Consider the following 14,333-nt stretch of genomic DNA (forward strand, 5'->3'; position numbering starts at 1 on the left):
TTGTTTGGGTTTTTTATTTATTTTAAGAACGAAGGTTTGTGGTAATCACCCGCAGCCTGAATACACTTCGCTTTCCATGGGGCGAGCGCCAAGCCTCCTCGTTCCTGCGGGGTCTTGGACTTTCTCGCAGCTCCCATAGGAGTCTACGTGTATTCAGTCTGCTCCATTTAGTTTCTTTTGAAAAAAAACTGGAACGAATTGGATTCACCACTAAATTAGAGATTGTTCGTCTTTATCCATTATTTATTTTGTTTTGTCCCACCCTCGATAAATCTAACTTACTGCTCTAGTCGCCGCTAACGCCTTTATTGACTAAGTTGTTTACTTTTATGGTTTTCGCGAATAATCCTGTATAAATAAGAATAGTCCCCACCATTACAATGAAGCCAATGTAGACAGACATCATTGTTGGAATTAAGAATGCCCCGATAATAATACTAGCTCTTGCAATTAAATCTGCTCCACTAAATGATAGGTTGGAAAAAGCAGAGTATGATCCACGTTTATCGCTTGGAATCATATTTGCCTGCTCTGCATTTCGAATCGGTGAATAAATTAATTCGCCCATCGTTGCTATCAAATTAAATAAAACGAGCATATACCACGTATTCGCCGAAGTAACAGTCACATATCCAATTCCATATATAATAAGACCTGTTATTAAAGCATTCTTTTTATTCATCTTATCTGTGAACCGATTAATAATGAAAGTAAAGCAGACTACGAGCAGCATATTTTCTATATTTAATATACTTAGCATTCGTACCCCAACAATTTCAAAACTCCCAATCCTAACTGCTTCAAAAGTTTCAGCAAGGCGAATCCCAATATAACTATTTAATGAAAATTCAGCTGCAAAAATAAAGGTGGAGCCTGTAACCACTTTTACAAAGGCTGTATCTTTAAATGCCACTTTATAATTGCTGATTAAGTCAACCAAGACATTCTTGTGCTTTTTCTGTAACTGATCTGTGAACTTGTCCTGCAGCCAAACCCCGTAAGCAATTGGAATCAATGTAGATGTGCAAGTCAGCATGATGAATAATTCTTTCTGATGATTCAAATATAAAAGTCCTCCAAGTGCTGCCCCAATAGCCATCGATAAATTAACAAGCCAGTAATCGAGTGCATAAATAGCTTTTCGATTTTCTGGTGTTGTGGAATCAATAATAATCGCATGCATTGCTGGTCGCCCTAGACTGCTTGTGATAATAAATCCAACGTATGCCAAAGCAAACAAAACAATTATTTTATTGGTCGGAAATAGACTGATCGTCATGATTAAAAAGAAGAGTGCATTCAGCCAGGATGTTATCATTAAAACCTTTTTTCTGGGAAAGCGGTCAGAAATATATCCTCCCACTAAATTGATCAGAAATCCAATAACCACTGTACTGATCAAAAATAAGCCTGCCCAAATTTTGTTTAATTCCTGTGCAAAGAACAAAGCCATAAATGGCATAACTGCTGATGATACCGCCCGATTAAAGAAAGAGGTAATCATCCTAACTTTGATATTTCTCGGTAATTCCTTCCATTTCATGTTGTCTCCCCCTTGTTATTACTGTATATTAAACTAGACGAATAATTCTAAAAATAGACAATTAATAAAACAATGTCCCCTTTTAGGAGGAAAAAGAATGGATAACAAATTACTTACACTTTGGAGATATTATCCTTCTGGCAGTATTCGAATGGAGGAAATTTCTGAAACCTTGCAATTGAGCTCGAAACAAACAACACGTTATTTAAAAAAATGGATGGAAGAAGGCTGGCTATCGTTTACACCCGGACGAGGACGCGGAAACATCTCAACTTTGTTATGGAAAAAAGAGGTAGAAACTTCTTACGAGGAAGAAGTTTTAAAGCGAATTGATCTTGAACCAGTAGAACAAACAAGCAAATACTTAATGTATGATTGGTCCACAAACAGTAAAATGAGATTAATGAATAAATTTCACACAAAACTTGGCTTTGTCCAAGAGTCAAATGATAAATTAATCGTACCAAAAAGATATCCTTTCCATTCCGTCCATCCGCTTGAGGCTGGAGATGTCTTCAGTGCGCATTTAGTGGCAAATGTGTTTAATCGGCTTGTCACTCATACAGAAGATGGAAAAGTATTACCTGAAATTGCCCATAGTTGGGACAGCACTCCTACTACATTAAGACTCTATTTAAAAAAAGACATTAAATTTCATGACGGTTCTGTTTTGACAGCAAAAGATGTGGCCGAATGCCTTGAAAAACTTCGGACACATGCTTATTACAAAGATTTATGGACACCTGTTGAAAGAATTGAAGTAAAGTCTCCACTTATTCTCGATATTATTCATCCCAATGGATGCAGCTATATCCTTCCTATGCTTAGTATGATGTGTGCAAGCATCTATAGAGAGACGAATGAAAAAATATTGGGTACTGGTTACTTCATCCTGCAACAAAACAGCGATAAGAAGACAACTTTAACTGCTTTTCAAGATCATTTTCGAGAAAGGCCATTAATTGATGTAGTAGAATTCATTCAAGTTCCTGAGGATTTTAAAGGAATCTATCATTCTCCTATGGAAAAGAATACATCTTCCTCCTTCGAAGTAGAAAGTGACTCGGGTTTTGGTATTATCGTAATGAACTCCTGTAGAAATTCTGCTATCAGGCAAAAGGAAGTAAGAGATTACCTTCATTGGATTATCGTTAAAAATCGTCATACTATTGGTGACCTAAGTCCAAGACTAATACCGAATGATAAGAGTATAATAGTCGGCCAAAATCAACAGCTGACTATTTCTGAAGTAGAAAGGCCAATATTTTCTAAACCAATTGTGATAAGAGGTGCCAGACATACTGCTAATACTACACAATGGCTTGCAGAAGTATTTGCAAAAGAAAATATCCCTATAGATATCCAATGGTTTTCCTTTGCTGATATATTAACAAAGCATCCTGAGACATTAGACGCAGATCTTTTTATACATGGAGAAGTTTTTGAATTCAATCAAGATTTTTCCTTTTACCACTTTTTAATGAATGGGTTTTCCCCACTTTCTCAAATGATAGCAAATAATGAAACACTTACAAACTTAATGGATAAATATAAGGAAATACCATTTGAACAATGGACAGCTTTAAATCTAGAAATCGAAAAAGAATTGATTAATCAATCGATTATGATTCCCCTTTATTATCAAAAGCGGTATATTCCATTTTCAACCGATATAAGCAATATTAAAATTAGCCATTTTGGCTATGTGGATTTTTCAAAAGTGTGGGTTCGGCCGAAGGAATGAGTGGTATAGGAAAGAGACATTCTCAGGATTTTTTAATACTTCTCTTTATTAACTAAGTAAAAACAACACATAGAGTTCCAAAAGATAAGGCAATATAAAAAGACGAAACTGCTGGACTCTATGGAAAGGAACTAAACAGATGAAGATTCGCTTTGGCTATGTGGCAAATGCACTAGGATTATGGGATGCAAGTCCTTCAAAGGCTTTAACCTTCTCTCGATATTCAGCACTCCCTAAACAGGAAGCCACAGAAAAGCTACTAGCTGTTACAGCTCAAAATTTAAAAAATACAAAAAGAATTCTCTACTATAATGCTGCCAATGAAATTCCATTGTACCGCTTATCCAGTTCGTTAGTGCCCTTAGCAACGCATCCAGATGTAGACTGGGATTTCATAACTCCTTTTCAAGAACAGTGGAGAGAACTTGGCCAATTAGTTAAACAATTTAAGCTGCGGGTTAGCTTTCACCCCAACCAATTTACGCTTTTTACTAGCCCTAGGGAAGAAGTAACCATAAATGCAATAAAAGATATGACCTTCCATTATAAAATGCTAGAAGCTATGGACGCCCTTGATACCAGTCTTATTAATATTCATATTGGCGGAGCCTATGGTGATAAAGATACTTCTTTGCAGAGATTCCAGCAAAACATCCAGCAACTTCCTATGGTAATTAAGAACCAGATGACCCTTGAAAATGATGATAAAACATATAATGTGAGAGAAACACTGATAACCTGTGAGCAGGAAAACATTCCCATGATTCTTGATTATCATCACCATATGGCCAATAAAGAAGATATTGACTTAGCTCTTTATTTGGAGCGCATTTTTAAAACGTGGAAAAATCATAGAATGGTTCCTAAAGTCCATATTTCCTCCCCGAAATCCACTCTGGCCTTCCGTTCTCATGCTGACTTTGTCTCATTTGATTTTGTACTTCCCTTTTTAAAAATGGCTAAAAATCTTAATCAAGATTTCGACGTTATGATAGAAGCAAAACAAAAAAATCTGGCTATGTTTAAGCTTATCGAGGACATTGCCTCTATTAGAGGAGTAAAGAGGGTTTCTGGTGGAACAATAGAATGGTAAGTGTTTCTCTACATTTTAATACAAACGAGGAGGTGTAATGGATGACGATTGTTCGACTTGGATATGTCGCAATGAGCATGATAGTAAAAAATGCATCTCCTTCAAAGACGATGACATTTAAACAGTTTCAAAAAATAGATGACCGGGATGCAGGTCTTCGTAAGCTGGAACGGATCGCCTTGCAAAATCTCCATAATACGCTTCGGCTACTAAAACATACTGCTGCTTCCGATATCCATTTTTACCGCCTTACCTCCAGGCTAATTCCATTAGCCAATCACGAAGAGCTGCTTGATTGGGATTATATGAAACCTTTAAATGAGCCTTTAAAAGAAATAGGTGAATTTGCCAGAAAGCATCAAATTAGGCTTGATTTTCATCCTGATCACTTCGTTCTCCTTAATTCCAATCAAAAACATATATGGAAAAACTCAATTAAAACTTTAAGATTACACTATTTATTATTAAAAGGAATGGGGATTGATACAACTCATCGTTGTGTTATGCATGTGGGAGGGAATTATAAGGATACCGAAAAATCATTAGAAAGATTTATTGATAATTGGATGCTAGTCCCAAACTCTATTCAAGACATGATCATGCTTGAAAATGATGATACCTCTTTCACATTGGAAGATACTCTTTACTTATGCGAGAAACTAGGGATTCCACTTGTGTTTGATTATCATCACCATCTCTCCCATCATCATAATCCCAATTGGGAGGATAACTGGAGTCGTATTCTTCAAACATGGAGTACATCTCCATTACCAATTAAAATGCATATTTCCAGTCCCAAGGATGAAAAGCACTTCCGTCATCATGCCGATTATATTGATATAGATATGTTTTTCTATTTCCTAAACCGAATAAAAGGAAGCATTCCTGTTATCGATTGCATGATAGAAGCTAAAAAGAAGGATGAGGCCCTTTTTAAGTTAATAGAAGAAGTGAGCATTAGAAACGATGTAGAAATGATTGATGGCTCTTCTTTCCGTCTTAAGTAAAGGAAAGAAGAGCCTAAAACAATTCATTAATTACCTAGTGTTAACTCTTGTACAGGTTCGCCATTCCTATTTAAAATTCGAATAACGTCAGGCTGCACTTGAAGGAACACATAATTTGGATCCATTGGTCCTTCAAACCATTGTTGAAACGACTCGTTCCAAAACTGCTTTTTTAATGTTTCAGAATTATTAATAGAGCAAGTTCCAGCTATTTCCACATAAGAATCGCTTTGTCCCTTTTCTTCATAGCCTAACAATACAGAAACATGAGGATTTTTTTCTATCTCATCTATCTTTTCTGTATCCATTTGAGTGGGCGAGTACAAAGTTAAATTTTCATGATAAAATGTCATATACCGTGAATGAGGTTTATTATTTTCCACAGATGAAAGTACTCCTGTTCGATGACCTGAAATAATGTTAATAACTTGATTCTTTAAATTTTGATTAGTCATATTCTGTTTTACTCCTCTAATTACGGCTATTTTATTTATGTGCTCTTACTGTTCTAAACGATTCAATTCCTGAATGCATTCTTGCACCAGGGTAACTCCTTGGCTCATGGTCGCTCCCCCGCCAAATGCAGCAGTTACGCCTACTGCTTCTAAAATTTCCTGTTCGGAACATCCTTGATCCAAGCATCCCTTTGTATGATAGATGATACAATACTCATCTTGAGCATGAAGACTAATCCCTAAAGCTATTAATTGCTTTTGTTTTTGTGTTAAGGCACCTTCCTCAAAGCAGGCTTCTGTAAAAGCATTATATCTACTTGCAAACTCAGGCATTTTTTGTGTAAAATCCCCTATCCCCTTTTTAAACGATAACAGGGTAGATTCTATTGAATTGCTAGTTTCCATTTCCAAACACTCCTTTTAATTAAGCTGTACAACAAATTTATTATAAGTAAACTTCAATCGAATTAATTATCCCTTATTCATTTCCCATAACTTCCATAAAAAGTGATACATAACTGGTGATTAGGAAGGGAAAAATGGCATTATATTCAATGTAGAAGGTGAGTGAATGGAACTGTATAATGAAAATCATGCCTATCAAGCTGGGGACATCGTTTATGTTTTTTACCGGAACCCGCATACCCAAGATGTAGCGAATATCCAAGCAGCTGCTGTTGTAAAAAATCCAGACAATTCCAATGAATTATCTTTATTTCTATACGAAAATTACTACCCTCTCTCAAATGAAGTTGCTGTATATACTACAGAAGCAGAAGCTCAAGAAGCCTACTATTATTATTATGGAGATGTTTCGGAAGGGAGATTGGAATGATTAAACCCTTCACTCCAAAGCTTGTCTATTTTGAACCGGAAGCATTAGAGTATCCCTTAGGGAAAGAACTGCTGGAGAAATTCAAAAAGATGGATGTAGAGATTCGCTATACCACTTCCCATAATCAAGTTAGAAATCTTCCTGGCGACAATGATTTTCAACGTTACCGAGTGGCAAAGTCAACGCTTGTTGTCGGCATTCGCAAAACACTCAAGTTTGATACATCTAAGCCCTCTGCCGAATATGCCATTCCTTTTGCTACCGGCTGTATGGGACATTGTCATTATTGCTATTTGCAAACAACGATGGGAAGCAAGCCATACATCCGCACCTATGTAAATGTCGAGGAAATTTTAGAAGCCGCCGATAACTATATGAAAGAACGCGCTCCAGAATTTACACGTTTCGAAGCATCCTGTACATCTGATATCGTTGGAATCGATCATTTAACCCACACGCTTAAACATGCAATTGAACACTTCGGGGAATCGGAGTACGGCAAACTGCGATTTGTCACAAAATTCCATCATGTTGACCACTTGCTTGATGCGAAGCACAATGGAAAAACCCGCTTTCGTTTTAGTGTAAATGCAGATTACGTCATCAAAAACTTCGAGCCTGGGACATCTCCTTTGGAAAAGAGAATAGAGGCTGCTGGAAAAGTCGCCAGAGCCGGCTATCCACTAGGATTTATCGTGGCACCCATTTACCTCCATGAAGGATGGGAAGAAGGCTATCTGCATATGTTTGAACGCCTAGAAGCTGAGCTGCCTCCAGAAGCAAAGAAGGATTTAACATTTGAGTTTATCCAGCACCGCTTTACAAAACCTGCTAAAAGGGTAATCCAAAAAAATTATCCAATGACTAAATTAGAGCTGGATGAAGAAAAGCGCAGATATAAATGGGGAAAATACGGAATAGGAAAATATATTTATCAAAAAGAAGAAGAAGCAGACATAAAAGATCACCTACATTCTTATATGAAAAAATTTTTCCCTGATGCTAAACTAGAGTATTTTACGTAAACAAAAAGAAAAAGGTCTTTAATTGTATGAGGCCTTTTTCTCCATTGATATTATTTTTTCGTAAAGACTTTAGCATCGCTAATCCATGTTATTCTTTCAGTATGTGGTAGCTCTACACTCCCAATCGGAAAAGGATTCCGCGATTCTGGACCATGAAAGTCACTACCTCCAGAAACAAGGAGATTAAATGCTTCTGCCATTCTCCCCCAGTAGTTTTGCTCCTTATCGGAATGTTTGGAGTGATATACTTCGATACCATCTAACCCCGAATCAATTAACTGTTGAAGCTGAAATTCATGTTTATAAATGCCTGGATGAGCTAGAAATGCAAGACCGCCAGCTTCGTGGATTAGTTTAATAGCATCCTCTGCGGAAAAACTGCCTCTTTCTTCAAAAGCAGGCTTTCCTTTTTTTAAAAGCTGTTCATATGCATCCTTACTGTTTTGAAAATATCCTGCTGATACTAGTTCATCTGCAATATGGGTTCGAACAAGTACGCCCTTTCCAACACGCGCAAGGCAATTGTTAAAGGAAATGTCGTAGCCAAGATTTCTTAATTTCTCCACTATTCCTTTTCCCCATTGAATTCTGTCCTCCACTCTCCAAGAGACATGATCTTTTAATTTAGGATGATGCGGGTCAAATTGATAGCCTAATATATGCAATTCACCTTGAGGACCATCTGTATTAAGTTCAATCCCAGGGATAACCTTTAATGCATCCTTGCTATAGGATAAAGCTTCTTCATACCCAGTTAATACATCATGATCCGTTATTGCAATAATTTCCAACCCTTTTTTGATACTATCCTCTACAATTTCTTGTGGTGTCCAAAAACCATCAGAGTAGATGGAATGTATATGCAAATCCATCATGCTTTTCCCTCCTAGTCTACCTGCTCCCTGTCAGCACAGCTCTTTCCTCTACTCCACTAAATATCCTCAAGGAAACAGCGTCTCCTGGCAGAAATCGTTTTTCAAAAACAGATCCATACACATTAATTGTCTCTTCCCCCACTTGAACGCTATAATGAATTTCATTCCCTTGAAACTGGGCAAACTGGATAATTCCTGTCATCTCTTCTTGCTCTGCCTCGCCAAGCTTCCATTGCTCAGGACGAACAGGGTAAAGATTTTGGGATTTGATCTCCTTTGAAATTCCGATGTCTTTCCAAGAAACATTAGGAAACTCCGCGGGAATAAACCGATCCTCTCCAATCCACTCTCCTTTGATCAGATTGCTCTTTCCAACAAATGTGGCAACAAATACCGACTGGGGATTATTATAGATACTTTCCGGAGTACCAATCTGCTCGATTCTTCCATTATTCATTACAACAATTCTATCAGCCATCGCCAAAGCTTCCCCTTGATCATGGGTAACATAAATTATGGTAGTTCCCAGCTTCTGGTGAATCCTACTAATCTCTCTTCTCATCTCCATACGAAGCTCCGCATCAAGTGCACTTAATGGTTCATCCATCAAAAGAAGAGATGGCTTTGGAACGATAGCACGAGCAAGTGCAACTCGCTGTTTTTGACCTCCAGAAAGTTCAGCCGGATAGCGTGTTTTCAAATGGGTAAGGCCCACCATTCCTAATGCTTCTCCAATTCTAATCTCCTGCTCCTCTTTGCCATTTGTTCTGCCAAACCGATGATGCTTAAGAGGAAAGCGAATATGGTCTTCTACTGTCATATGCGGCCATAATGCAAAGGATTGAAAGACCATACTTATATTCCTTTTCTCAGGTGGAACGAGTTTACTAGAGCTTGCTGCTAACTCATTATCTATCGTAATCGTTCCTTCTGTCGGTTTCATAAACCCTGCCAAAAGCCTTAATAACGTCGTCTTTCCACATCCAGAAGGACCTAGAATAGCGATAAATTCACCATTTAGCAATTCTAAGTTAATATTATTTAAGGCTGTAAAGCTTCCATAGTTCTTTTTTAACCCATCAATACTAATCACTCTTCATCACCTTCTTCTTCCAGATTTTTTCTAATAAAACAAATAGAATGCCCATGATCAATACAGATCCCACAATTAAAGTGGAAAATGCCGTTGAGTAAGTAGTGTATCCAGCTTGCTCAAAACTAAAGATAACAACACCTATCGTTTCAGAACCGCTAGACCATAATAAACTGGACACAGTCAGCTCTGTAAGAGCAGTCAGAAACACAAGAGCAGCTCCGCTTAATATACCAGGCATTAGCAAGGGAAAAAGGATGCTTCTCCATTTAGCTAATGCTTTTGCCCCTGAAATTCTTGCTGCTTCCTCCACAGAAGAATCAATTTGCGAAAAAGCAGTCAGGCTTCCTCTCATCTGTAGTACCGTAAAGCGAGTGATATAAGCAATAAGCAAAATCCATATCGTGCCGTAAATTCCTGGCTGAAAGCCTGGCACTGGCTGCAGCCACATCAATATAATTGCTAATGCAAATACCGTTCCTGGCAAAGCATAAGGAATGGTTACAATAATTTCTGAGACCTTCACTAAAACAGATGGCTTTTTAAAACGAAGATAAGCAATAACGGTTCCAATTACCATACAAATCAGCATGGTCACCAAGGCAAGCGTTACGCTGTTTCCTATCGCAGCGCCTGTTTTACCATCCTCAAATAATAGATACGAATAGTTTTTTAAAGAAAGATTTTCCCAAGCAAGAGATAATCCATATGCCTTGATAAAGGATGTAGAAGCCATAACGACTAATGGCAAAAGTGTCGTGAGCAACAGGAACATCCAGAGCACTATTTCCACTGCATTTCGCAAGCCCCTTGGGAGAAAATACCTTGGCTCTATATCTCGTGCTGCTGTTTCACTTACATTGCTTTTTCTTATAATTGCCCATTGGAGGACTGTCCCAATTAAAGCAATTACACCAAGAATAACGGAAAGAACAGCAGCTCTTGCAAAGGCAGATGGTCCATATCCAATAATCTGTTCGTAAATATACGTACTCAAAACACGGATATTTGCTGGTATACCAAGAAAAGCCGGAATGCCGAAATTATCAATATTAGATAAGAACGCAAGAATACCACCACTCGCAATTCCCGGAAGCGCCATTGGAAAAATTACTTTTCGAAAGACAACTCCCCCAGATGCCCCAGAAGTATTGGCGGCATATTTCAGTTCCCTTGGTATCCTGCGAAATACTTCCACACTCATCAAATAAACAAGGGGATAATGGGAAAGCCCAAGAACAAAAATGATTCCTCCCATACTGTACAAATTAACTGATTGATGGAAAAGAAATTGGATAGGTCCATTTCCTCCAAAGAACTGTACCCACGCAAGGGTTGAGATATACGATGGTATCAAAAAGGGTAAAAAGATAAGTAATTGCAGCCACTTTTTTGCCCTAATATTCAAATATGCCATAGTAAATGCAAGCCCTACTCCTAAAACAAGGGAAAGCAATGTACTTGAGACCGTAATGATAACAGTATTTTGAATCGTCTTCCACGTAGCCCTTTCTACCAATACTTCCTGATAAAGCTCCAGACTAATTCCTTCTCCAGAGGATATGCTCAGCCAGACAAGACGCCAAACAGGAAGTAAAAAAACAAAGATAAGCAGCAAAAATCCAAGAATCCCCCACCACTTACGGGAAAGATAAGAAAAGGAGAGCGGAAATAATGCTTCCGTCTTCCTTTCAGCGCTCTGAATAGATGAGTTCATTATGTCCACTCCTTCATAAATAGTGTTCTATTCACTGATTACCGTTTCAAATTCCTTCTTATCACCGTCTCTGGCACGATATAATTCTTGCACATCAGTAGAAAGGACTTTCATTTCATCTATCGTTTTAAGTCCCTCAGGAGCTTCAACCCCTTTGCGAATTGGTGTATATCCAAGCTCGGCAGCAAGCTTTTGTCCTTCCTCGGATAGAACGAAATCAACAAAGGCTTGTGCTGCATCTACATTGTCTGCGTCCTTCATAATTCCTATTGGTTCAGTGATAACAGGCACCCCTTCTTCAGGATAAATTAGCTCCACTGGAGATCCTTCTGCTTTCGCGCGTGTAACTAGATAATCTACAACCATCCCATAGTCTTTTTCTCCACCAGCAACACCTTTAAGTACATCGCCATTCCCTTTTGTAACCGTTACATCATTTGCAGCAATATTTTTGTAAAAGTCCCATCCTAATTTATCTTGGCGAGTAAACACTCCTAAATTATAGGCAGCAGCACCGGAATATAATGGACTTGGCATAATAATTTTCCCTTTTGCTTCTTTAGAAGTAAGGACATTCCAGCTTGTTGGCAATTTTTTTACTTTTTGCGTGTTTACAACTAATCCAGTTGCCATGACCTTCGTTCCATAGTAAGTATGATCTGGATCAACAAGCTCAGCAGGAATTTCAGCAGCTTCTTTTGATTCATATGCTTTGAGCATATCCTCTTCTTTTAAACTTTCAAATGTTACTGCATCTGCTACCAATAGAACATCTGCTTGAATCTTGCCAGCCATTTTTTCCGCTTTAATTTTTGAAATGACTTCCTCTGTTCCTGAACGGAATGTTTCTACCTTTACATCAGGATATTTAGCTTGAAATCCTTCTACTAATTTAGCAGCATCTGCATCGGGCTGTGAGGTATAAAAATGAAGGGATCCCTCTAGCTTCGATTCTGATGAACCTGTATCTTTAGAGGCATTACTGGGCTCACTGCTTTCCTTACTGCCACAGCCTGCTGTAAAAACCATCAGTATTCCAAACATTAATACAAGCATCCACTTACGCATAATCTATTTCCTCCTCATCTGTACTAGCAATATTTAAATGAGCAAACCAACGTTCAATTTGTTCTTTTTTTCTTCTATGAAATGTTCTAAACTCGATTGGCGATATGGTCACATAGCCTGTTCTCAACAAAGTGTAATCACTATCTGCTTTAAGGTCCTTCATATTATGAAGCTGATCCTTCAGCCAGTAGTACACTTGTCCATGTGGATCATTCAGTCCAACATATGAATACCTGGCAACATCCATATCTAGAGGAACAATACGAACTCCCTTATAAACTTCCCTCGAGAGGTATGGTAAGTTCACATTCAGAAAGACTCCCTTTGGAATCTTGTTTTGCAGAAGTACTTCCACAATAGGATAAAGCAGCTTTTTCACTTTTTCATAATTGATATCTATATCAGAAAAAGCGTTTAACGATACTGCTACAGCTGGAATGCCATAAAGCAGCCCTTCCACCGCTCCAGCCATGGTGCCTGAGTAATAAAGATCACGCCCTAAATTTGGCCCAAGATTTATCCCTGAAATAACAAAGTCTGGCGGCTCTTTCATCAGCACTTCTATTCCAAGCTTGACGCAATCTGCCGGAGTTCCATTAACAGCCCAGCAGCCTTTTACACCAGGAAAAAGCGGGAGTGGTTTTGCTTTTAAAGGAACTCTTAATGTTATCGAATGACTGACAGCACTTCTTTCCTGATCTGGGCAGGACACATAAACATCTGCAAAATGCTGAAGCACTTCAACTAGTGCCTGGAGACCTGGAGCAAAAATACCATCATCGTTTGTTACGAGCACTTTCATTGTGGTACCTCCTTCATCATTGCCAGGCTTTTTAAATAATGAAGATTATGATTCCACCAGTTCAAGCTTTCTGATGCATCAAAGCCCTCTACTACAACTGGAAGATCATTGATCGATATAAATTCTTTCAGCATATTTCTATCAAGAATACCCGTACCAAGAGGAACATGCAGCTGCCCCCGAGAATTGTCACTAATATGAATTTTGTCCACATTTATTAACTGAGCAAAGGCTTGCTGTGGAGTTCCTTCTGAAATATGAGCAACGTCAAAGGTTGTTTTCAGTTCCGGCAAGAAGCCCGCGATCAGTCGATTCATTGTTTCTGGAGTTGTCACGAATTCCTTTGCCTTTACCTCCATCAATTCTATGCTTAAGGTTTTCTTGTACCGCTTTGCTGTTTCGATTAATGTCAAAATAGATTCCATCATGAAAGATTCATATATTTCCTGTTTTATCTGCGGAAGTGTCAACCTCCCCGGATGAAACGTTATCGAGTCTGCCCCTATCTCATCTGCTAACTTAATAGAATTCTGGATCTGCTTTACAGAGCCTTCTCTTATTTCTTTTTCTAGAGAACTAATATTTAAGTCCCAACTCGCCGCATGCATGGTTAGGTTGATAGACTGATTCCGATTCGCTTCACGAATTTTGTTTGGATCTGTACCATGAAACCATACATGTTCTGCCCAAATTTCTAATCCTGATAACCCGCTCTGCTTAGCAAGCTGGACCACTTGATCTACCGGATAAGCCCAAGCTAGTGTGGACGCAAAATGCATAAAAGTACCTCACTCCTTTTGATTACTTTAATTTCTCTATTAATTTAAATTTTAGAAAATAAATATAAAGCTACATTAGGGAGTAGTGTAAAGAAATCATTAAATAAAATTCTGATTATTTAAGCTGAAGGGATTGATTTTACAGGAAAAAAGCGAGCTTTTGTAAAAGAAGCGTAAATTATTTACATTTGATTAAAATACATGGCGATTTAAAAAGGAGAAAGTTAAGTTAGTTTGAAAAGACCTTGGAAGATTGCTAACAGCTAAGTAAAAGCAAATTATACTAAAGACAAAATG

Annotated in this window: 14 protein-coding genes; 5 read left to right on the plus strand and 9 right to left on the minus strand. The window is 38.1% G+C overall.

Going from position 1 to position 14,333, the window contains the following annotated elements:
- Positions 1-286: 286 nt before the first annotated feature.
- The gene (locus tag NiCM35_RS25375) at positions 287-1,543 is read right to left on the minus strand and encodes an MDR family MFS transporter (RefSeq protein ID WP_095332998.1); all 1,257 of its coding nucleotides are present in this window, start codon (positions 1,541-1,543) and stop codon (positions 287-289) included.
- Between the two features lie 97 nt (positions 1,544-1,640).
- Here NiCM35_RS25375 and NiCM35_RS25380 point away from each other — a divergent pair, with 97 nt between their 5' ends.
- The 3 genes from NiCM35_RS25380 to uvsE (NiCM35_RS25390) all read left to right on the plus strand — a co-directional run bounded on the left by NiCM35_RS25380 (position 1,641) and on the right by uvsE (NiCM35_RS25390) (position 5,387).
- Positions 1,641-3,287 (plus strand): ABC transporter substrate-binding protein, encoded by a 1,647-nt coding sequence (locus NiCM35_RS25380; RefSeq protein WP_371472720.1) that lies wholly within the window; start codon positions 1,641-1,643, stop codon positions 3,285-3,287.
- A gap of 139 nt (positions 3,288-3,426) precedes the next feature.
- Positions 3,427-4,380, plus strand: coding sequence for a UV DNA damage repair endonuclease UvsE (uvsE, locus tag NiCM35_RS25385; RefSeq protein ID WP_095332994.1), 954 nt, complete (start codon positions 3,427-3,429; stop codon positions 4,378-4,380).
- Positions 4,381-4,421: 41 nt separating this feature from the next.
- Positions 4,422-5,387, plus strand: coding sequence for a UV DNA damage repair endonuclease UvsE (gene uvsE, locus NiCM35_RS25390; RefSeq protein WP_123258821.1), 966 nt, complete (start codon positions 4,422-4,424; stop codon positions 5,385-5,387).
- A gap of 26 nt (positions 5,388-5,413) precedes the next feature.
- On the opposite strand, the gene NiCM35_RS25395 is transcribed toward uvsE (NiCM35_RS25390), so the two are convergent.
- Positions 5,414-5,842, minus strand: coding sequence for a pyridoxamine 5'-phosphate oxidase family protein (locus NiCM35_RS25395; RefSeq protein WP_123258820.1), 429 nt, complete (start codon positions 5,840-5,842; stop codon positions 5,414-5,416).
- A gap of 45 nt (positions 5,843-5,887) precedes the next feature.
- Positions 5,888-6,253, minus strand: coding sequence for a carboxymuconolactone decarboxylase family protein (locus NiCM35_RS25400; protein WP_275068564.1), 366 nt, complete (start codon positions 6,251-6,253; stop codon positions 5,888-5,890).
- A gap of 160 nt (positions 6,254-6,413) precedes the next feature.
- Between NiCM35_RS25400 and NiCM35_RS25405 the strand changes: the two genes are divergently transcribed.
- Together NiCM35_RS25405 and splB are read left to right on the plus strand one after the other, a co-directional pair.
- Positions 6,414-6,677: a transcriptional regulator SplA domain-containing protein gene (locus NiCM35_RS25405; RefSeq protein WP_123258819.1), complete on the plus strand. Its 264-nt coding sequence runs from the start codon at positions 6,414-6,416 to the stop codon at positions 6,675-6,677.
- On the plus strand, positions 6,674-7,702 hold the full coding sequence (gene splB / locus NiCM35_RS25410; RefSeq protein ID WP_123258818.1) for a spore photoproduct lyase: 1,029 nt from the start codon (positions 6,674-6,676) through the stop codon (positions 7,700-7,702). The genes NiCM35_RS25405 and splB overlap by 4 nt, the downstream gene beginning before the upstream one ends.
- A 50-nt stretch (positions 7,703-7,752) precedes the next feature.
- Here splB and NiCM35_RS25415 read toward each other — a convergent pair whose 3' ends face one another.
- The 6 genes from NiCM35_RS25415 to NiCM35_RS25440 are packed head-to-tail and all read right to left on the minus strand — an operon-like array spanning position 7,753 to position 14,036.
- Entirely contained in the window at positions 7,753-8,577 is an 825-nt protein-coding gene (locus NiCM35_RS25415) for a PHP domain-containing protein (protein ID WP_123260034.1), read from the minus strand.
- 16 nt (positions 8,578-8,593) lie between these two features.
- Positions 8,594-9,670 (minus strand): ABC transporter ATP-binding protein, encoded by a 1,077-nt coding sequence (locus NiCM35_RS25420; RefSeq protein ID WP_123258816.1) that lies wholly within the window; start codon positions 9,668-9,670, stop codon positions 8,594-8,596.
- A complete protein-coding gene (locus NiCM35_RS25425) occupies positions 9,663-11,387 on the minus strand; it encodes an ABC transporter permease (RefSeq protein WP_123258815.1) in 1,725 nt (574 codons plus the stop codon). The genes NiCM35_RS25420 and NiCM35_RS25425 overlap by 8 nt, the downstream gene beginning before the upstream one ends.
- Before the next feature lie 27 nt (positions 11,388-11,414).
- Positions 11,415-12,455, minus strand: coding sequence for an ABC transporter substrate-binding protein (locus NiCM35_RS25430; protein WP_095332975.1), 1,041 nt, complete (start codon positions 12,453-12,455; stop codon positions 11,415-11,417).
- A complete protein-coding gene (gene surE, locus NiCM35_RS25435; protein WP_095332973.1) occupies positions 12,448-13,257 on the minus strand; it encodes a 5'/3'-nucleotidase SurE in 810 nt (269 codons plus the stop codon). Before surE ends, NiCM35_RS25430 begins: the two co-directional genes overlap by 8 nt.
- Entirely contained in the window at positions 13,254-14,036 is a 783-nt protein-coding gene (locus NiCM35_RS25440) for a sugar phosphate isomerase/epimerase family protein (RefSeq protein WP_123258814.1), read from the minus strand. Before NiCM35_RS25440 ends, surE begins: the two co-directional genes overlap by 4 nt.
- Positions 14,037-14,333 lie beyond the last annotated feature (297 nt).

The sequence above is a fragment of the Niallia sp. M35 genome (assembly GCF_050971705.1).
In the GTDB taxonomy this organism is placed as follows: Bacteria; Bacillota; Bacilli; order Bacillales; family Cytobacillaceae; genus Niallia; species Niallia circulans_A.

Bases quoted from the DNA above. Each gene is read 5' to 3' on its own strand.
- NiCM35_RS25375 (WP_095332998.1), bottom strand. From the start codon at position 1,543: ATGAAATGGAAGGAATTACCGAGAAATATCAAAGTTAGGATGATTACC.
- NiCM35_RS25380 (WP_371472720.1), top strand. From the start codon at position 1,641: ATGGATAACAAATTACTTACACTTTGGAGATATTATCCTTCTGGCAGT.
- uvsE (WP_095332994.1), top strand. From the start codon at position 3,427: ATGAAGATTCGCTTTGGCTATGTGGCAAATGCACTAGGATTATGGGAT.
- uvsE (WP_123258821.1), top strand. From the start codon at position 4,422: ATGACGATTGTTCGACTTGGATATGTCGCAATGAGCATGATAGTAAAA.
- NiCM35_RS25395 (WP_123258820.1), bottom strand. From the start codon at position 5,842: ATGACTAATCAAAATTTAAAGAATCAAGTTATTAACATTATTTCAGGT.
- NiCM35_RS25405 (WP_123258819.1), top strand. From the start codon at position 6,414: ATGGAACTGTATAATGAAAATCATGCCTATCAAGCTGGGGACATCGTT.
- splB (WP_123258818.1), top strand. From the start codon at position 6,674: ATGATTAAACCCTTCACTCCAAAGCTTGTCTATTTTGAACCGGAAGCA.
- NiCM35_RS25415 (WP_123260034.1), bottom strand. From the start codon at position 8,577: ATGATGGATTTGCATATACATTCCATCTACTCTGATGGTTTTTGGACA.
- NiCM35_RS25425 (WP_123258815.1), bottom strand. From the start codon at position 11,387: ATGAACTCATCTATTCAGAGCGCTGAAAGGAAGACGGAAGCATTATTT.
- NiCM35_RS25430 (WP_095332975.1), bottom strand. From the start codon at position 12,455: ATGCGTAAGTGGATGCTTGTATTAATGTTTGGAATACTGATGGTTTTT.
- surE (WP_095332973.1), bottom strand. From the start codon at position 13,257: ATGAAAGTGCTCGTAACAAACGATGATGGTATTTTTGCTCCAGGTCTC.
- NiCM35_RS25440 (WP_123258814.1), bottom strand. From the start codon at position 14,036: ATGCATTTTGCGTCCACACTAGCTTGGGCTTATCCGGTAGATCAAGTG.